We start from the raw sequence: 20,216 nt of genomic DNA, 5'->3' as shown, positions 1-20,216 counted from the left end.
AATCGAAGCACCATACCTGCATTTCACCCACGAATACCGTGATTCACTACGTCGGCACCCAACAGTACAGCGTCACCGCGCTGACCGATTCGAGTGGGACGATCAAGGAGCGGTATGCTTACGATGCGTATGGTGGTCTGTCGATCTTTGACGGTAGTGGCGCAGCGCGAGCGTCGACGGCGGAAGACAACCGATACACGTACACCGGTCGTGAGTACGATGACGGCCTCGACTTGTATCACTACCGCGCCCGCATGTACGACGCGATGTGTGGACGGTTTTTGAGTCGCGATCCGATTGGATTCGACGGAAGTCTTTGGAACATTTACGAGTTCCTGGACAGCACGCCACTTTCTTCGTCCGATCCGAATGGTACGGATCGATGGGTCATCAACGGTGTGACTGGGCCACAAAATTGCATGCGTCGAAACACACGGAGAATCACCTCAACCATATTACTGCTGTGAAATGCTAACTTCGCCAAAAGGATGTGGGTGTACTGCTCCCGATGGCGTCCTGTCTTGGATTAGTTGGGAAGCGGCTTTCAGCGGTTTATCCGTTCACCCAGCGTCAATTTACTGCGGGTACCACAACGAACTTCCTGGCGAAGGAACGAAGTATCCGTCTTCAGATGACTTTGATGAAGAGACGTATAGAAAGATGAGAAATGACAGTGGCCAAAGTGTGTATTGGAATGGAGTTTTCAATAACTGTGGCGATTACGTACGAGAGACCCTTTTCCCGAGCGGCTGGGAACGTGATTCAGACCCGCTACTCCAATGACGAACCCCTACCAAGCACCTAGTTCAGAAAAGGACGACGAGCCAAAATGTCATACATCGTTTGATCTCAAAAGGGAACTGGTTCTTGCCGCTGCGATCACGCTAATCGTGGCGAGCACAGTGCTCCTTCGAACGACAGATTGGTATGGCCCAGGTTGGATTGAGCGCGGCTCTGTCATCCTACTCGTCATTTGGGCCTACAAGTTTCTCAAGCGAGAAAAGTCTAAGGCGGGTAAATCAAAGGGGACGGGGGTTGGACCCCGCAAATCAGCGGCGGACGATTGATGTGATCACAGGACCGAGTCGACTTCCGCCGCAATGGGAGGCTACTTGGTCTTGACCAGAAAAAGGGTCAGGAGCCGAATTGGCAGGATAGGCAACCTGATAGTTGTTACCTCTTGGCTCGCGGCGGACGATTGATGTGAACGCAGGACCGAGTCAACTCCCGCCGCAATGCATGGCCGTCTAATTCTGACGGTTGGCCGACCACGCAGATCTCGAGCATCAAGGAACGCCTTAGGCACCGCGGGTAGGATGCCCGTCGACTGAAACCCGTCGGGGACAGGATGTCAGTCGGAGAACGATGGTAGGAAGAGGGAAGGCAGAGAGGGAGACAAGGAGAGGGGGAGACAAGGAGTGATGGAGTGATGATGGTGGTGGAGTGAAGGAGCGGGCCATCGTTCGGCGACCGGAGTCAGGGAGGGATCGACCGAGCGGAGCCGACGGCCCGCGGTGGTGGTGACAGCGACCGAAGGATGAGGGTAGCGCCGAGCGCGAGCGAGCAGCACCGATGCCGAGGGGAGATAGGATCAAAAGTCGTGGGTTGCCAAAACGGCTCCCTCAATTCATCATCAGGAAAGATTCTTGCTCGTTTCTACTTCGAAAGTGGACGGTCCAAAATGGCGATTGGCATTGATCCGACGGTCGACTTTGCGTGCAAGCGGCTGCTAGGAAGTCCTGATCATCCGGCGATTACGCTTCACTTTCTTAATGCGGTCTTGGGTGGACACCCGCCGATCACCAACGTGCAGATTCTGAACCCAATCATCGGCAAAAGCTTTGACGATGACAAAGCTTCGATTCTCGATGTCTTGGCGACCGATGATCACGGGCGGTTCATCGACATTGAAATTCAGACAACGCTGCCCGCCGGGCTTTCCGAGCGACTGACCTATTACGCGGCCAGCCAGTTGGTCGAACAACTCGGCGAGGGCGACAGCTACCGGGAATTGCGTCCCTCGATCGGAATCTGCATCCTTGATGCGATCCGGTTCCGCGAATCGTCCGCCCTGCATCTCGACTTCCAACTTCGATCTCCGAGCGGCGAATTGCTGACAGATTGCCTGCAAATCCACCTTTTAGAGTTGCCGAAGTACGATCCGGATGCGGATAATGGCGTGATCGCAGACCCGATCAAGCAGTGGATCCACTTCTTTCGATTTGCCGCAAGTTCCAGCCCCGAAGAATTGCGGCAACAACTACCCGATCTGGTCTTTTCCGAAGCGATAGGAGTACTGGAGATGATTGCCCGAAACCCAGATGAAAAGCGTTTCTACGAATCACGCTTGAAAATGCAGCGTGACGAACAGGCACGCCTGGAAGCGGCTGAGGAACGTGGAGAGGCCCGGGGAGAGGCCCGGGGTGAGGCCCGGGGTGAGGCCCGGGGTGAGGCAATCGGCCGGGTGCGAGTGCTTCAATCGCTTGCGGGCGTCGCAGAATCAACGATCGAAGACCTGCGAATGCATTCATCGGAGGAACTTGCCGCGATGGAAGTGACGCTAAAACGTCAGCTTCGTGAGCGCAGCTAGAAATCTCTGCCCCAATCCACTCCTTGAACTAGTTCAAAGGGGACGGGTGTTCAACCCCGCAGATCGATGACAGGAAGCGGGAAGGCAAGAGAGGGAGACACGGAGAGAGGGAGTGATGTGGTAGTGAAGTAATCGAGCGGGCCATCGTTCGCCGAACGGAGCCGACGGCCCGCGGAGGTGGTGACAGCGACCGAAGGATGAGGGTAGTGCCGAGCGCGAGCGAGCAGCACCGACGCCGAGGGCGGAGCCCGATAAAGACAGTGCGAGGCAGGATGCCGAGTTCGTTATCAAGAAGGGCGGGAGTGACCGCGTCCGAGCCTAAGCGAGGTAAGCCGGGAACGAGCCACTCGGTCAACCGTCAACCGACGGCTTGTCTGTTCGGCCAAAGCCCTTCGCGAATCTCCGACAGGCTCCCTGGCAGTCAGGGGCATGATTCCAAACCGTGGGTATCCAGCCTTCAGGCGCCTCTCCGCGACGCCTTCGGCGCTCGCACGACCGGACAAGGATCGGCTAAAGCCTAGACACCAACGCAACCGAACCGACCGCTCAACTGTCGCCGATACGACCTCGCTACGGGTTTGCTACCAGTTGCGTGCGTCTCTGTTGCCATCCTCGTTCGGTGGGCGGCACCAAATCGCACTCCCCGTCGCGATGTCGGCTCGCGCCACGTACAATGAAAAGAAAGCCGTCAACGCAATCAAGCCTTCCTGCCTGTGCGTCCCCCAAAGCAAGCGAGGTGATGTGGAAGGTTTGCGTGGCCGGGTCAGGTTCAACGGACAGGGGCCAAGCGATGGAATTCATGAAGTCTCTTTTGCTTCAACTCCTTGCCGCGGCGGGAGTCCTGACGCTCACCGCTGGCTGTTCAAACACCGAGGAGAATGCGACGAAGGACGCGGCGCAACGAACACCTCACGAAGAGCCATCAAGCATCGAGACCTCAAGGACAGGGTTTTCCGCTCTGCCTAAGCTTGCTTTTGCCGACGACTACATCGGTTCGGATGCTTGCCGAAGTTGCCACGCGGAACAACACCAATCGTGGCACGCCTCCTACCATCGCACAATGACCCAGCCGATCGATCCCTCGACTGCTCCCAAGGCGATCGAAGCCGGCCAGACCATGGTTGCAGGAAAGACCTATCGTTTCCGGCGCGACGGAGATCAGTTTTTTGTGACCGAAGAAGATGCCTCGGCGGGAACGCGTCGAGGCTTCCGACTGGTGATGATGACCGGATCGCATCATATGCATGTGTTTTGGTATGATTCAGGCGTTGAAAAGTCGCCCAGCATGTTGCCGATCGTCTATCTTCTTGACCAACAGAGATGGATTCCGCGGGGGTCCGCATTCTTGCGTACTCCGGGAAACACTTACGAAGCCGAACAGGGACGCTGGAACAGTACTTGTTGTCTGTGCCACTCCACTCACCCGCGGCCACACGTTTCGGCGGATCGCTCCTTCGCCAATGGCTGGCAGACCGAGGTCAGTGAATTCGGAATCAGTTGCGAAGCCTGTCACGGTCCCGGCCAGGGACATGTATTGATCCATCAGGCGTCAAACAAGCAAGCAGCAGCCACGGGATCGACACAGCTACGAGATCGGATTGTCGACCCGATGGACTTGGACTCCGATCTGCAAAGTGAAATGTGCGCCCGATGCCACTCGGTGGGATTTGCAAAAAACGAACGAGAGTACATGCGTCGTGGTCTCGACTATCGCCCGGGGCAATCCATTGAAGACTCGCGGCGGTACCAAATCGTTCGTGCCAGCCCTGGTCATGTTAATGATCCGGCTCTGGCCCACTGGTTGCAAGTGACGGGAGCCGACCCGAGCAATAGCTTTTGGCCAGACGGACAAATGCGCGGGACCGGCCGTGCCTACAGCGGCATGATCGAATCGCCGTGTTTCAAAAGCGGCGACATGACTTGTCTGTCCTGCCACACGATGCATCAGCAGGATCGATCGCTCCAAGAGGAATGGCGCGACGATCAACTTCGGCCGGGAATGCGTGGCGATCAAGCGTGTTTGCAGTGTCACCAAGAATACGAGCAACTCGGGTCCAAACACACGCACCATCCGGTGGAGTCCACCGGCAGTCGCTGTGTCAACTGCCACATGCCGCACACGGTTTACGGGCTGCTGAAGACGGTTCGTTCGCATACCATCTCGTCACCCAGCGTACAAACGGTCATCGACACCACTCGCCCCTCGGCATGCAATCTTTGTCATCTGGACCAAACGCTTCAAGAAACATCGCGTCATCTCGCCGAGTGGTATGGACATCAGCAACCCCAGTTGACCGATGAAGAGAAAACAATTGCATTGTCGGTGCTTCAACTCCTTAAAGGGGATGCGCCCCAACGCGCTATCCAGGTCGCCGCAATGGAACGCACGGAAGCACGGGACGCATCGGGAACTGAGTGGCTTGAACTCTATTTGTTAGTTGGGATGCTCGATCGCTATGACGCCATCCGTTTTATCGCCGAGCGGGCATACAAATCACTACCGGACAGCAAACCGATTGAATTTGATTTTGTGGCCCCGCCGTCGGTTCGCTCGCAAATCATCACGGAACGCTTGGATGAATATTGTGAGGAAGCGATCCTAACCCGTGACGCTCGGGTCCTGGTCGACAAGCAAGGCAAAGTCGATCGAGAGTGGTTGCACCGACTTTTGGAAGACCGCAACGAGCGTCCGGTCAACATTCAAGAATAGCGACGCAATCTGCACGACCGGGCCGATGCGGCGCCGCGTTGTTTGTCATGCGCGAGAAAATGGGTCAGGAGCCGAATTGGCAGACGATTGTAGCTTGACGGCGACTGCCTCTTTTCTCGCAGTGGGCGATCAGACCGTCACACTCATTGCAACGCTCACCCGAGTGCACTGCCGAGCGGGTTGAGTGGAAAACCGCTGCTCACCGAAGTGCAGATGCTCGAACCGATTCTCGTCAAGACGTTCGAGGATGACAAAGCTTCGATTCTGCAAGCGATCGATTCGTCGATGTGACGGCCTCGAAGGATTTTGTTTGGGTTTCCGCGATTTTGAAGAACAAATGCCCGTTTTGTCCGTTCTAGACTCTACCGTGGACTGACCCAGCAAGACGCCGTCACCAATCCCATTCACATCATGAATCGACTCCCTTTTCTTCTCGTCTTTCTCGCCGCCTGCCTGGCGAATGACTCGCGCCGGACGGTCACCGCCCAAAATGCGAACTTGAAACGATTTCAGCAGCAACAACAACAGCTGCAGCGGCGGATGGACCAGGCGGTCAAGGACGCCGCGAAGAATCAGCCGGATCTGCCCAGCGACCCTGAACTGCTCTCGCTACATAAGGAGTTCATCGTCAAGGCGGAAAAACTGGCCGGGGAATACGAACGCAAAAAGCAATTCGACAAGGCCCGCGAAGTCTTCGAGGCGATGGCGCGTCTGGTGCCCAAATACCCCGAAGCCGAAGCGGGCGTGAAGCGGATGCTGCAGATGCAGTCGATGAAGGATCGCAAGGTGATCAAGGTCGAGGCGACCGGAGGCTGGCAAGATTCCGGGGCGCAATTGATCAAGGGCATGCCGGTTCACGTCGAAGTCCAGGGCACCTGGAGTGTGGTGTTCGAAACGGGGGCGGAGGGCATTGAGATCCCCGAGAAAATGAAACCACGCGATTCCCGGATCAAGCTGGGGACGCTGATCGGCGTGATTGCGTCCTCACCCGGCGAGCTGGAAAAAGCCAAACCGTTTGTCGTCAAACACGGTGGCGATTTCGTTGCTGATTCCTCCGGACGCTTGTTCCTGCGGATGTTCGACGTCGACCCGACGGACAATCGAGGCGAGATGATGGTGCTGATCCAAAGCACGTTCGGGAACTAGTGCTTCGTCAACTTTTATTCTTAGGGTACCGCGGAAACGGGGTGTTTTTGGTTAGCGGCAGGGCGCGAGCCCTCCGGTCTTTCACCGTGTTTTTGAAACGCGACCGGACGGCTCGCGCCGTTCCGCTAACAAAAACTTTCTCGTTGGGTGTCAAGCCTGCGATGAGCTGGATGACAGGCTGGAAGCCTACCCCACTTCCCTGCACACCTTAGCTGAGGATATCCGTCAACACGTTCCCGTGCACATCGGTCAGCCGCATGTCGCGTCCGCTGTAACGGTACGTCAGTCTTTCATGATCGACGCCCAACAAATGCAACACCGTCGCCCAAAGGTCATAGACGGTGCACGTGTTCTCGATTGCGTGATAACCCAATTCATCGGTCGCGCCGTACCACGTTCCGCCCTTGACGCCGCCGCCGGCCAGCCAAACGCTGAACCCTTGCGGGTTGTGGTCCCGTCCGTTGCTGCCTTGCGAAAACGGCGTCCGGCCGAATTCGCCTGCCCACACAATCAGGGTCTCCTCCAGCAGTCCGCGAGCGCGTAGATCTTTGATCAGCGCCGCGATCGGTTGGTCGACTTGAAACCCCATCGCCCGGTGCCCCTTTTCCAGATCACCATGCTGATCCCAGGGATTGGCCGCTCCACCGGCGCCGATGCCCTTGGTCAAACAACTCAGCTCGATGAATCGGACACCGCGCTCGACCAACCGCCGAGCCAGCAAACACTGCCGCGCATAGGCCGCTTTCTGCTGGTCGCTGGAATCCAACCCGTACTGACGTCGGGTCGACTCACTTTCGTCCGAGATGTCACACAACTCCGGTACGGAAGTCTGCATCCGAAACGCTGTTTCATAGTTCTGGATCGCCGCTTCGACTTGCGCGTCGCCTCCGGCCTGATTCAAGAACTGTTGATCAAACGAATTGGCAAACTCCATTCGCCGAAGTTGATCGTCGCGTAACCCTCGGGGACGCACGTTGCGGATCGCTTCGGGTTGGTCGGCTTTCAAGACCGATCCCTGGTGTTGCGCCGGCAAAAACCCGCTGCTGAACAGACTCAATCCGCCGTGCGGCACGACCGCGTTGCCGCTTTGCAAGACGACAAAACCGGGCAGATTCTCGTTCTCGCTGCCCAGTCCGTAGGAACACCACGCCCCCGCACTCGGATGCCCCATGAACGGAAATCCCGAATGCATCACAAAGTTACCCTGGGCGTGCTCGTTGACGGGCGTGGTCATCGACCGAACCACGGCCAACTCATCCGCCACCGACGCGATTTCGGGAAACATGTCACTGATCGGCAATCCCGACTCGCCGGAGCGTTTGAACGTAAACGGGCTGGCCATCACGTTGCCGTTTCGATTGAACTGTGTCCGTTCCACCTGGACCGGCATCGGCTGTCCGTGCAACGCTTCCAGCTTGGGTTTTGGGTCAAACGAATCGACGTGCGAAACGCCGCCGGACATGTAACAAAAAATCACATGCTTGACTTTGGGCGGATGATGAAACGTTCGCAGCGCCGCGTCGTCGGGCAACGCATGCAGCGGATCCGCTGCGCTGGTGTTTGCCCCTCCGTTGTCTTGCATCATTGCCGTCAGCGCCGCGGCACCGAATCCGGTTGAACATCGTTCCAGAAACAGTCTGCGTGAGCGATGCATCGGCATGGGCGGGTGTGGTCGACGATCAGCGAACATAAAGAAACTCCTTGAACGACAACAACGCGCGAGCCAACTCGGACCAGGCTTGTCCGGTCTCGCTGAGCTTGGATTCCGGAATCGACTTCCATTGACGGCGTAACTGCTCCAACGACGCACGATCCTGTTGCATTGCATTTCGCTCGACTTCGGTCAGTTGTTCCAGCAACCTTGCTTCGGACACAAAAGACGCCGAATCCGCTGCTGACGCCGCGATCTGCTCCGCGGTCAACGCACGATCATAAAGTCTTGCCTGCAGGATCGTTCCCGATAGCAAGCGATTTCCTCCGGCGGGCAGATGCCGAATCCCGAAGCCGACGACGGATTCGCCGGCGGCAAAGGTCAGTGGTCCGCCACTGCGATAGGGTTTTCCATAGGGCTGGCCGTTGTGATATCCGGCGATCTGGCCGTCCGCATCATAGGTGATCGCAACATGCACCGGTTGGCGATCGGCTGCCGCCTCTTCGGAACCGCCAAACGGCTCGGTGCGCTGAAAGTTGTTGCTGCCGGCGAGCCATTGCCGGCGATCTCGTTCGGCGAATACGATCGCGTCAAACAACGCGCCATTTTTGGACTGCAGCGTCATCGCCCCGCCGCCTCGTTGATCTAAATCCTTCAGTTTCACCCAGACCTCCAACGTTTTTTGCGACAGGGGCACGCCGATCGAGTTGGTCAGGGCATACCCGCCATCGGTCACGATCAATCCCTGTTTGGATTGTCGCGCACCGTTCATCAGGTTCACGTTCGCGCTGCCGACTTGATCGTCCAGCCCGATCGTGAAGTCCCAACGACCGATCGGCATTGGCACGTCGACCGTTGACAGCTGGCCTTCAGATTCATCCTGATCGCCAAGTCGCTCGCGGGCCAACTGCCACCGCGCGTCGATCGCCGATTCGATCTGATTGATCTGTAGTCCCAATTCCGCTCTCTGTCGCGCCCGCTCGGCGACGACCAAACGCATCTCATTCAAGAACGTTTCCGACTGGGCGATTTCGCGATCCGACGGCTGACGACCGAACGCTTGGAGGAACATGGCGGCGATGCCGTTGCGGTCGCCGTCGGACGTTGCCTCGGCAAGCGTTTGGCTTGCCCAATCATTAGCGACGTTGTTGATCTGGGCATCATTCATCATCGCCAGCGACTGGGCGGGAACGTTCGTCACGTCCCTCCGGCCGACGCTGCTGAACGGTTCGGGAAAATCAAAGGCACGCAAGAAGGGATCCAAATCATTGCGGATCACCCGAACATAAATACTCCGTCGTGGCGAAGCCGCTCCGACGGGCGCGCCGAAATGTTGGTCCTGCAATCGCCCCGACACACTCAATAACGCATCCCGGATTGCTTCGGCTTCCAACCGGCGCACATTCGCGCGGGCCAACAGCACATTCTCAGGATCCGCTTTCTCGACCCCCGGCTGCGGCAGGGAAGAGCGTTGCCAGGTATCGGACGACACGAGCAGCCGGATGAATGTTTTGATCGACCACCCATCCTTGGCGAACCGAACCGCCAGCCAATCGAGCAACTCGGGATGCGAGGGCAGATTCCCAAGACGCCCAAAATTGTCCGGCGTGGAAACAATTCCCTGGCCGAACAGATGATGCCAAATGCGATTGACGATCACACGCCGAGTCAGCGGATTGTCGTCCCGCAACAAATCCTCCGCCAATTCCGCACGACCGCTGATCGTCGACCGATAAGGGCTGTCATCGATCACTTCGAGGAATCGTCTCGGCACCGGATCCGCCAGTTGTTTGTGATTCCCCCGGACCATCAACGGCTGGTCGACTCCCACCGATTCGTCCAAACCAGGGACACGAGTCGGTACGGGGATCTCATTTTCAAGTTTACGGTATTGTCCCACCAACGCGTTCAGTTCGGGAAGCCGATCCAAGGAATTCGGCAACACACCCGTCCGCAGACAATCGTCTAGCAGGATCGCTTGCGCGTCGGTCATCGAGCCCGACGTCCAAGCCACCACGGCACGCCGGACCGATGAACGCAACAATGTCTCCAGCTGCGACCAGTCGCCGGGCACATCGCCCCCAGCGGAGGCGGCGCCCCGAGCGGACTTAGCCGACTCGACCAACGCCAAGAACCCTTCCGATGCCGGCCTGGGGACTTCGTGATCATTGTCCGTCACGACGACCCGTCGCACGCCGAACCAGGACCGTGGCTTGTCGGATGTCAACAAAGGCGCGTCCATCGCGGTCGCCAACTCCAGATGAATCATGTCGCCACTCCAGTACGACAGATCGTACCGCTGCACGTTCCAGTCGCCGTTGAGTCGCGTGACCGGGTATACGGTTCCGTTGCGTGGATAATCCTGAACCACATAACGCAAACTGGCGTCGTTCGCACCGATCACTTCGGCGCAAATCGCCTGGCCGTCATGCAATTGAAAATCCGGTGATGTCAGCCGTCCGGGATGCTTGGCGGAAAGACCGTGCGTGTAAACGCCCGACGGATAGATGCCGGACAAAAGCGTCTGGCCATCGATGGCAATCGAAAACTGCCCGGCATCAGAATCTCCTTCCAGTCCCGTTCCATAGGAATACCACTGGGACCGTGCATCATCATCGCCCAAATTCCAGTGGACGCTTGTTGAATTCGCAAAGAACGCGTCGACGGCGTTTCGCTGGTCCAATTGAGCCTGCACCGTTTCGTTCCAGGCCGTTTGAAACGGTTTCCCGTCGGCGACGTTTTGACGAAGCCCGTTCAAGACGTCGACCAAGCCGACCGACTTGGCAGGCTTCGCGTCAGGGTTCAACAACCGATCCGTCGCCACGTTGGACTCGACCAGCCACTGTGACGCGATCGAGTCTCGGATTTGAGTCTTCAGCTCCGCCAGCGTCGTTCGATGAAGTTCTTGCTGGGATTGTAAATCGACGACATGGCGTCCGGGTCTGCAGGAGGCGAGCACCCCGAACAGCGCGTAGTAATCGGCCTGGCTGATCGCATCAAATTTGTGATCGTGACAGCGGGCACAGGAAACCGTCAGCCCCAAGAATGCTTTGCTAAAAACGTTGATTTGATCATCGATGAAACGAACCTTTTCGTCCAACGCGTCGGTGGGCGCAAATCCATGGAACACCATCCGCCAATGTGCGGTGCCGACCATGGACTCGTTGATCCCCAGCTGCGGATTGATTCTCGGTTCAGGCAACAGGTCACCGGCGACGTGTTCCCGCAGCAATTGGTCATAGGGAACATCGGCGTTGAGCGCGCGAATCAGATAGTCGCGATAGTGCCAAGCGTTTTGAATCCGCGGATCCCCCTCGCTGCCGTGTGACTCGGCGTAACGAATCCAATCCATCCAATGCCTGGCCCACCGCGGCCCAAAATTGTCACTGTCCAACAGCTGGTCGATCAATTCTCCGACGACCGCGTCTCGGTCGGCCGTTTCGTTGATCCGTCGAGTCCAGCTGGTTGCTTGGTCGGGCGATGGCGGCAGGCCGGTCAACGTAAAAAACAAACGGCGAACCAGGGTCGCGGCGTCCGCCGCAGGAGACGGCTTCAACCCGTTGCTTTCCAGTTCGCGATTGACGAAGCGGTCGATCGGATGGGGCGAATCGTTTTCGTCGGCGGGCGGATCACTCGAAACAATGGGTTGGAAGCTCCACCACTGCTTTCGCCGCTCCAGCTTTTCCGCCCACGAGCTTGACGCCTGGAGTTCCTCGTCGGTCGGCGGTTGGTCGCGGGGATCGGGCAGCCCGATGCGGATCCATTTTTCAAAGTCACGGACGATGGCCTCATCCAGTTTTGGGCCCCCCTCGGGCATCTCCAGGCCGTCGATTTCATGACGCAGCACCTTGATCAGCCGACTTGCGCCCGGATCGCCTGCGACAACGACCACGCCTCCGTCACCGCCACGCAGCACCGCGTCGCGATGATCCATCACCAGTCCCCCCTCCGACGAGTCGACGGAGTTGTGGCAGGAATAACAATGCTCGACCAACACCGGCCGAATCTTCGACTCGAAGAACTCCCGCTCCGCCTCCGAGATCGTCTTGGCCATGCCGTGAGTACTGAAACCGCAGGCCAAAAGGAGAATGACTGTCCAACGCATAGAGATCCCGATCCAGGTCTAGATTTGAATTTCGCCAGCCTAGCCCACCGCAGAACGCCGAGCAAGCTTTCCCCGGATCGCACCGCGTCACCGCTGAAATCGGGAAAACCGTTACAGATCTACCAATTGGTTGCCGATCAATCTTGACAAGGGAAGGCCGTCGCCAAACCGCATGCGCGGGTGCATCTCCATTGCATCCCGCCCCGCGATGGCCGATCTCCGTTGTTTCACGCTGATGATTTGATCCAAACCAACGGAAAAAGCGATGACAAACTCGCTCAAAGTAACCTTCGCCACCGTTTCAAAATGGTGCGGCCGAAGCCTCGCTGTCACCCTCATCGCGGGACTGGTCAATTCCGGAACCGATGTCAACGCCCAGCGGCCTGTTGTTCCGGGTACCGGCAGCGAAATCGTCGGCGTCTCGGACGACTTCGAAGACCCCAATTGGGGCTACGTCCCGCGGAACCCCAAGAGTACCGAAGACATCGACGAAAACCAACGCGGTCCGATGGGGCGAAGCACCAACGGTCGATGGTACGAAGGCATCAAACGCGGACATCCCGATGAAGTCAAACGCGTGGCGACTCCACCGGGTGGGATCCCCGGCAGCACGGGCGCCCTGTTGATGCGCAGCAAGTTCACCGGCATCCCCGGCCGACCCAGCGGAACCATGCACCAAGATGACTTCGTCGCAAACGTCCAATACCGGCTGAAACGGCGGATCGACATTGCGGAAGTCCCCAGTGTGACGACCCGCGTTTTTCTGCCGCCGGTTGAAAGCTGGGAAAACCGCAGTGGACCGCATTTCGGATTCCGCCTGGCGCTGGAAACAACCGCGATGGTTGACAAAGAAGTCGGCGTGGGGATCTTTAAACGCACCACCCAGGAAATGGGCAACGAAGTCTATTGGCCCGGGATGTTTGTTGAATTTGAAAGCAAGTCCACCACCCGCAAGGACCATGATTACGCCTACTTGCGAATCCGGGGCAACCAACGTGGCGGCGATTTCCGCGGTCCCCAAATCACCACGACCGGTTGGTGGACATTAGGGATGAGTGTCACTCCCGACGGAATGGTGCACTATTATGCGTCGCCCGGAGTCGATGATTTGACCGAAGACGATTACATCACCAGCCAGTTTCCGTACGGCTATCGCGCCGAACGCTTCCGAACGTTTTTCTACAACGTTTGCAGCGCCGACGACGGACAACGCTGGAGCACTACGTTCGTCGTCGACGACCCGAAGGTTTACGTGCTGCGTCCCAAGGGCCAGCGCATCGCCACCCGACCCGCACGCTAGTGGCGTAAGCTTCCAGCTTGCGACCCCAACTGCGCCAGCAGCCAAGTGGCGTAAGCTTCCAGCTTGCGACCCCAGCTGCGCAAGCAGCCAAGTGGCGTAAGCTTCCAGCTTGCGACCCCAACTGCGCCAGCAGCCCAGTGGCGTAAGCTTCCAGCTTGCGACCCCAACTGCGCAAGCAGCCCAGTGGCGTAAGCTTCCAGCTTGCGACCCCAACTGCGCCAGCAGCCCAGTGGCGTAAGCTTCCAGCTTGCGACCCCAACTGCGCAAGCAGCCCAGTGGCGTAAGCTTCCAGCTTGCGACCCCAGCTGCGCAAGCAGCCCAGTGGCACCAGCCAAAACAAACGCGGGGTTGATCTTTCGGGCAGCTGGAAGGGCAAAACGATGGGGGCAAGACGATGAAGTCAGAACCACCCGGCCAGCCCCCCACCATTCCCGCTCTTCATCATTCTGCCCCGGATCATTCTGCCATCCTTTCCCATCGTTTTGCCCCCATCGTTTTGCCAATCCCGTCCGCCGACGCAACTTACCGATCCGCCAAGCGTTCCACGTTGACATAGTACGCACCGCAGATCTCATTCCCCGAATCGTCATCGAACCAGGTTTGCATGGTCGTCCGACCGGCCGGCAACGTCAGCTCAAACCGGACTGAACTGGCATCTGGGTCAACCTTGGTTCGCAGTCGTTGCTCGCCGACCCGCAATCGTGCGACGGCGACCGGCCAGGCCGGCCCTTCGGTGAACACTCCGTCGGCAACGGGCGTCTCGTCGATGCCGTCACGCAAGCCGAGTCCCGACTCCTCGGGCCAACGGCTGAGTGTGAGCGCATAGCGGCCGGAGTCGGCAACTTCCAAATGCCAGATCCCGTTCTTGCGGTCACCACGGCGCACCTGAGACTGCTGGTCAATGAACACATCGGCCCACTCACAGGCGGTCAATCGCACGGGATTTTGCGAATCGTCGCCGATGACCGACGGTTGAAATTCATTGACGTTCGTTTTCAATCGGTCCCACCACGCGTCTAAATGTTCGCGCATGGCCGCTGCGACCTCGGGATGCTGATCGATCACGTTGGTTTGCTGCAACGGGTCGGCGTCCAGGTTGTAGAGCCGTTTGTCCTCGAGCAGGCGCCAATGCTTCCACAACACCGCTGCCCGCTCGCGACGTGGAACCGCATTGTTGTTGGGCATCGTTCGGCGCGCCTTGAAAGGCATCCGGCTGTAATTGATCACCAACATGCGATCTTCGGGAACATCGGACTCGCCGCGCAGCACGCCGGCCAGGCTGGTTCCGTCAAACGTTGCTTCGGCAGGCACCTTCAGCTTCAACAGATCCGAGAACGTCGGCAACAAGTCTTGGACCTGGGTCAAACCGGCCACATCACCCGCGGCTCTGAACCCACCGCTCGGCCACCGGACGAAGCAAGGCACACGGTGTCCGCCTTCCCAAAGCGTGGTTTTTCCGCCCGTCATGCCGGCGTTGAAGTATCTGGGGCCGAACGTGCTGCCGTTGTCGGTCAGGAAGACCACCACCGTGTTTTCCCGCAAACCGCTCTGCGTCAAAAAACGTTCCAACAAGCCGATGTTGTCATCGATGTTGGCGCACATACCCAGGAAACGAACCAGTTGTTCCTCCCGTTCGGGATCCATTGCGGGAAACTGGTCCCGCGCCGCCTGCCATTTTTCACGGGCGGCCAACCGATACTTTTCGGGAACAAAGTGTGGTTGGTGAGCCGCGGCGGTCGCCAAGTAACAGAAAAACGGTCGCCCGGCATCCGCTTCCGCCTGCATCCATTCCATCGATTCACGAAACAAGACATCGGTGGTGTATCCCGAATAGGTTTCACGACGGCCGTTGTGAAGGTAAGTGTCATCGAAGTAATCGTTGTTCCAGGCGTCCGGAACCGAATTGATGTGGGACGATGGGAACCAAACACTTTCTTGAAACCCGCGATCCTGGGGCCGGTAAGGATACGCATCGCCCAAATGCCACTTGCCGAACAGCCCTGTGCTCCAGCCCGAGTCGGCGAACAGATTGGCGATCGTGGGAAATTCACGACGAAGCAACGTTCGCCCGCTGCTGACGTTCATCGCACCGTTGCGCAGCGCATCGACTCCGGTCATCAATTGGCCGCGCGTCGGCGTGCACATCGGTGCGACGTGGAAATCCACCAGGCGAACACTTTCTGACGCCAACCGATCCAAGTGCGGCGTTTCCAAAACCGGATTGCCGTGGCAAGAAAGCTCTCCGTAGCCCTGATCATCCGTGATCACGACAACCACGTTGGGCCGTGATGCCGGTTGCGGATCGGCTGCTTGGCAATGGCCGAGCAACGAAGGAAGCAGGGAAATGCAAAACAGGAGTGTAGAGGTCAGGGGCTTCATGGCGAGGCGAGATCTTGAGTCGGATGAAGTGTTGGGGGGCTGACTACTTTGATCAATCGACAATGTGTTGTCGACCGGCCAAGCCAAGTCGAACGATGCGTCGACCGACTCGATCGCGCGACAAATCTGAACGATCTGACCGAATGGGTGAGAGGTGGTCGGCGGAGGGGTGTACGACGTCCTTTCTAGGTCGTCGCGCAGAGCCCCACGGGCGACGGCCCGGAAGGGCCATCGTACATCAGAAAAGCGACCGCCTTAAGCTGGACGGTCTCTGAGGGTGGGTGGCAGAATAATACAGGTGGCCGGAAGTAGGGCAAAACAATGGGGGCAAAACAATGAAGTCAGAACCGGCAGCCAATCACGTCACACCTCCCGCTCTTCATCATTCTGCCCCGTATCATTCTGCCATCCTTTTCCCAGCGTCTTGCCCTCGCCACGCAACCTGATCGTGTGATCGGTCAAAACTTAGTTTTCGCGATGCCTCAACTGCAACGTGACGACTTGCATGCTGCCGGGTTTCACCATGCCGATTTCCGCTTCCCAGTTGCCATCGCTCAGCAGGTAGTCGTCTGATTCGATCGATACCTTGTACTTGGCCGAGGTGATGTTTTCAACCACGACCTCCATCTCGCCGGCTTTGGCTGTCTTCGCACTCAAGCGATTGCTTCCGACGCGTTGCAAAAAAATGTTCACGGGTTCAGCGCTGCCGTCTGGGCGTGACAGTTGGACTTTCAGGTTGGCTGGACTCGATAACGTGACGGTAGTGCTCGTTCCGTTCCATGCGATCTGCTCCGTTCCCTTGCCGTCCTTCTCAACGATCAAGACCCCGTCGGCAAATGGGATCGCGGAAAAACGGACGTGCCCCTGCGAATCAGATTTGCCGTGAAGACGTCGACGGACCAGCGGATGCGCATCAAGCGGACGTTTCGGGTCCCCGGGAATCAGCCAAACATCCGCTCCTGCGATGGGTTGCGATGCCGGATCGTTCACCGTGATCACCGCATCGGTCGCCGGCTTGAGCTGCAGGTTGATCGATTCAGTTGAATCGAGCTCCGAAAGTGCCACCGCGTGGACGCGGGACACGACCGCGTCTTGGTATCCCGGCGCGGCGGCGACGAATCGATAGGTGCCTCCTTTTTTCAGCCCCGTGAACTCAAAACGCCCATCGGCCGGAGTGAACAGGCACGCGTTTCCGACGGGACCACCGCTGACGATCTCTTCACCGGGCTGCCAATCTCGCGGCCACTGAAACGACAGTTCGAATTCCGTCGCCGGTTCTCCGTTGGGCAGCAACACCTGGCCACGCACGCCGCCACGTCCCGGATCTGGCCGATCCGAAGCAAGCGAGTGAAACACGGCCGAGCCGGCTTCTTGCGGCGCCGCGTGGTCACCATCAACCGAAAAATTGACTTCCACTGGATCAGCCGCACGAACCGTCACCGTTTGGGTCTCCCATTGGGACCCACCGGAGGTCTTGTGGGAATACGTGCTGACACGCACCGGCCGATCAATCGGCATCCCGTCCATGGAGTAGTTCCCATCTTGGTCGGTGATTTGTCGCATGGCCGGCTGAAGACTTTGGTGGCCTATCATCAACCCGACCGGATTGCCAGCGACGGGCTGACCGCCACGATCAACGACTCGCCCAAGGATCCGACCGCCCTTGTCCAACTTGACCACCAGACGCTCTTGGTTTTCGGAAAACAGGTCGACCTCGATCGCTCGGCGTGCAAACCCCGGTGCAACGACGATTAGCTTCGTAAGGTCTTTCGGTAAGCCGCCGATGCGGCATTGGCCGTCCGGCGCATCCACGATGCGACCATCCACCAAAAACAAACGCGCACCTGAAATCATCTCGCCGGAAGCCCGATCCCGAACCGCGAAGTTCGCCATACGTCCCGGTTTCAGACTGATAGAGACCTCGCCGTCGTCAGACACTTTGCCGGACCGCCCGAAACGATTTCCTTCAAACGCAACAATGTTCCAAGACCGGATCGCCATCCGCGGATCGATCGGCAACTTCAATTCGAATCGACCTTCCCTGTCCGTCAGCACTCTCTCGCGTCCGCCGATCAGACCATAGCCGCTCGCCCAAACTTCGGCATCGGCCACCGGCATCCCGTCATCCATGACCTGTCCGCGAACCACTTTGACATCGCAATCGCTGATCCGAGCGGCGCTGCCGGGCATCTCGGGTGTCATCGACCAAATGCAGCCGGCGGTCGAATCACCGACGGCCTCCACCTCGCCCCTGCGTGCGGTCTCCGGCGCGCAGCCGAACAGAAACGTGACGAAGCCCATCACCGCCACCGCGAAGAACCCCGTCGCGCAGGACCAGGTGGCGTTGCATGGAGACGAACCACGGTCGTTCTGCAATAGCCAGTGAAGACGTTTGGTCAGCGTGGTTTGGCTGGTCCATCCGCCCACGACGGACAAAATCGACGGAGGCGCGTGTAGTGTGCGCGCCAGATCGATCATACCACGGGAATAGGCAACGACCGATGTCGACTCGGCCGCCGTCGCGTCGGCAACGTGTTCCGAAGCCATGATCGCCGATCGTCGGAGCAACCAATAAAACGGGTTGATGTACAACACCGGCATCGCAACATTCATCACGGCGCGGGTCAACGCATCGCCTCGTTGAACATGGACCAATTCATGTCGTAGAACATGAGGCCGATGCTCGCTGTCAGCGACTGCCGGCGGCAACACGATCCGCGGCGAAACGATTCCACAGCAGAACGGTCGACTCGCCCGTGGGCTGATCAACAAACGCACCTGCGGGGGCACGTCATCGGAACGCTCACACCGTGCCGCCGACTCGATCCAACGCAGCCGCAACCGCCCGACCAGTAAGAAAAGCACGCACAGCCCAGCGCCCCCCAGGTAGACGCTGGTCAACACGCCCCGCCATCGAATCGGTGACCGTGCGTTCAATACCGGATTGGCGAGAGGGGACGCGGCGGACGCGGCTGCAACCGCGTTGCCGATCATCGGCGGATCCGCCAACTGCTGCTGCACCGCGGCCACGGTCGACGAAGCTCCGATGATCGTCGACGAGCGGCTCGTCTGCGGCCCGCGTGCTGCTTCGAAAATGGCAGGACGCGGCATCGGAACAAGAACCAAACCCGCGGCCAACATTGACAATGCGATCCCTGCTTCGCACAGCCGCTGACGTCTCTGCGGGCTCCTTTGTGCCAAACTGCCTAGCCAGCAGCAGACCAGAACGATCGCCGAACTGAACAAAACGGAATCGAGCCATTCAAAGGAGAGGTCTGACATCATCGATCTCGATGGATGGTGGGTGTGTCGCGAATTCAATTCACGCTGTTGATGGTCAACGTGATTTCTTCTTGCCGGCTCGATGTTGCATCAACAATTCTTCGAGTCGCTGCAACTCTGCTTCACTGGGCGGTTTTGCATCAAAAGCGCTCTGGACCATCGCGTCGACCGCTCCGTCAAATGCGCGTTGCACCAATGACGAAACCAATTGACCACGGGTGCGTTTCTGAGCAACCGCCGCGCGGTAAACGAACGCCCGCCCTTGTTGTCGATAGGTGACGAGCTGTTTTTCAGTCATCAAACGCAGGAAGGCTTGCACCGTGTTTTGAGCCAACGCTTCGCCCTGCCCGCGAAGTTCCTCGTACACCTCGCGGACGGTGCATTCGCCGCGTGCCCAAAGGACGCCGAGGATCTGTAATTCACGATCGGTGGGAAGCTGCTCAGACATCGAGTTCTCCTGGTCGCTTACGCTTAACGCTTTAAGCTTAAGGGTTCCGGATAGGATGTCAAGGAGAAAATGCTTCGAGGCGAAGGGCTGGCAGAATGATGGCTGGCAGAATGATGGCTGGCAGAACGATGGCTGGCAGAACGATGGGGGAGTCCGGTGGGGGAGTCCGGTGGGGGAGTCCGGTGGGGGAGGCCGGTGGGGGAGGCAAAACAATGGGGGCAAAACGATGAAGTCAGAACCACCAGGCAAATGCTTCACACCTCCCGCTCTCCATCATTCTGCCCCGGATCATTCTGCCATCCTCTCCCCATCCTCTCCCCATCGTCTCCCCATCGTCTCCCCATCGTCTCCCCATCGTCTTGCCCCCATCGTCTTGCCCCCATCGTCTTGCCCCCATCGTCTTGCCCCCATCGTCTTGCCGATGCACCGACTTTGGTGCCCCCTGCGTCACTGAAACGCTACAAACGTCACGGATCCCCTGATCGGCAGTCTTTGGCCAATCGCGAGGGTAAACCCTCGGGTTTCGCTCCGCCGAGGGTTTGCCCCCAGCCGTTATCAAGAGAAATCGGCATCCGGTGGCCACGCGTGTCTCGCGGCAACGCCCC

10 protein-coding genes are annotated in these 20,216 nt (G+C 58.4%); 5 read left to right on the top strand and 5 right to left on the bottom strand.

The features are described 5' to 3' along the window. Nucleotides 1-38: 38 nt before the first annotated feature. The 4 genes from Enr13x_RS20425 to Enr13x_RS20410 all read left to right on the top strand — a co-directional run bounded on the left by Enr13x_RS20425 (nt 39) and on the right by Enr13x_RS20410 (nt 6,446). Nucleotides 39-467 carry an RHS repeat-associated core domain-containing protein gene (locus Enr13x_RS20425; RefSeq protein WP_197455234.1) on the top strand — a complete coding sequence of 143 codons (429 nt, stop codon included), beginning with the start codon at nt 39-41 and terminating at the stop codon, nt 465-467. 1,214 nt (nt 468-1,681) lie between these two features. Beyond that, on the top strand, nt 1,682-2,590 hold the full coding sequence (locus Enr13x_RS20420) for an Rpn family recombination-promoting nuclease/putative transposase (RefSeq protein ID WP_197455233.1): 909 nt from the start codon (nt 1,682-1,684) through the stop codon (nt 2,588-2,590). A 1,060-nt stretch (nt 2,591-3,650) separates the two neighbouring features. Then, nucleotides 3,651-5,300: a cytochrome c3 family protein gene (locus Enr13x_RS20415; RefSeq protein WP_197455232.1), complete on the top strand. Its 1,650-nt coding sequence runs from the start codon at nt 3,651-3,653 to the stop codon at nt 5,298-5,300. A gap of 411 nt (nt 5,301-5,711) precedes the next feature. Further along, complete coding sequence (locus tag Enr13x_RS20410) at nt 5,712-6,446, top strand: hypothetical protein (protein ID WP_145388771.1); 735 nt, start codon at nt 5,712-5,714, stop codon at nt 6,444-6,446. A 208-nt stretch (nt 6,447-6,654) separates the two neighbouring features. Here Enr13x_RS20410 and Enr13x_RS20405 read toward each other — a convergent pair whose 3' ends face one another. Then, a complete protein-coding gene (locus tag Enr13x_RS20405) occupies nt 6,655-8,100 on the bottom strand; it encodes a DUF1501 domain-containing protein (RefSeq protein WP_197455231.1) in 1,446 nt (481 codons plus the stop codon). Between the two features lie 25 nt (nt 8,101-8,125). Beyond that, nucleotides 8,126-12,151 carry a DUF1553 domain-containing protein gene (locus tag Enr13x_RS20400; RefSeq protein WP_197455230.1) on the bottom strand — a complete coding sequence of 1,342 codons (4,026 nt, stop codon included), beginning with the start codon at nt 12,149-12,151 and terminating at the stop codon, nt 8,126-8,128. A gap of 316 nt (nt 12,152-12,467) precedes the next feature. Here Enr13x_RS20400 and Enr13x_RS20395 point away from each other — a divergent pair, with 316 nt between their 5' ends. Then, nucleotides 12,468-13,502, top strand: coding sequence for a hypothetical protein (locus Enr13x_RS20395; protein ID WP_231743664.1), 1,035 nt, complete (start codon nt 12,468-12,470; stop codon nt 13,500-13,502). 522 nt (nt 13,503-14,024) lie between these two features. Here Enr13x_RS20395 and Enr13x_RS20390 read toward each other — a convergent pair. The 3 genes from Enr13x_RS20390 to Enr13x_RS20380 form a co-directional block, all read right to left on the bottom strand. Continuing rightward, a complete protein-coding gene (locus Enr13x_RS20390; protein ID WP_145388768.1) occupies nt 14,025-15,881 on the bottom strand; it encodes an arylsulfatase in 1,857 nt (618 codons plus the stop codon). Between the two features lie 465 nt (nt 15,882-16,346). Beyond that, on the bottom strand, nt 16,347-18,992 hold the full coding sequence (locus Enr13x_RS20385) for a M56 family metallopeptidase (RefSeq protein WP_197455229.1): 2,646 nt from the start codon (nt 18,990-18,992) through the stop codon (nt 16,347-16,349). A 226-nt stretch (nt 18,993-19,218) separates the two neighbouring features. Further along, the gene (locus tag Enr13x_RS20380; RefSeq protein ID WP_145388766.1) at nt 19,219-19,611 is read right to left on the bottom strand and encodes a BlaI/MecI/CopY family transcriptional regulator; all 393 of its coding nucleotides are present in this window, start codon (nt 19,609-19,611) and stop codon (nt 19,219-19,221) included. Nucleotides 19,612-20,216 lie beyond the last annotated feature (605 nt).

This window comes from Stieleria neptunia (assembly GCF_007754155.1).
Classification (GTDB): Bacteria; Planctomycetota; Planctomycetia; order Pirellulales; family Pirellulaceae; genus Stieleria; species Stieleria neptunia.
Note: the sequence above shows the minus strand (reverse complement) of the source record. Positions and strands in the feature narration are given on the sequence as shown.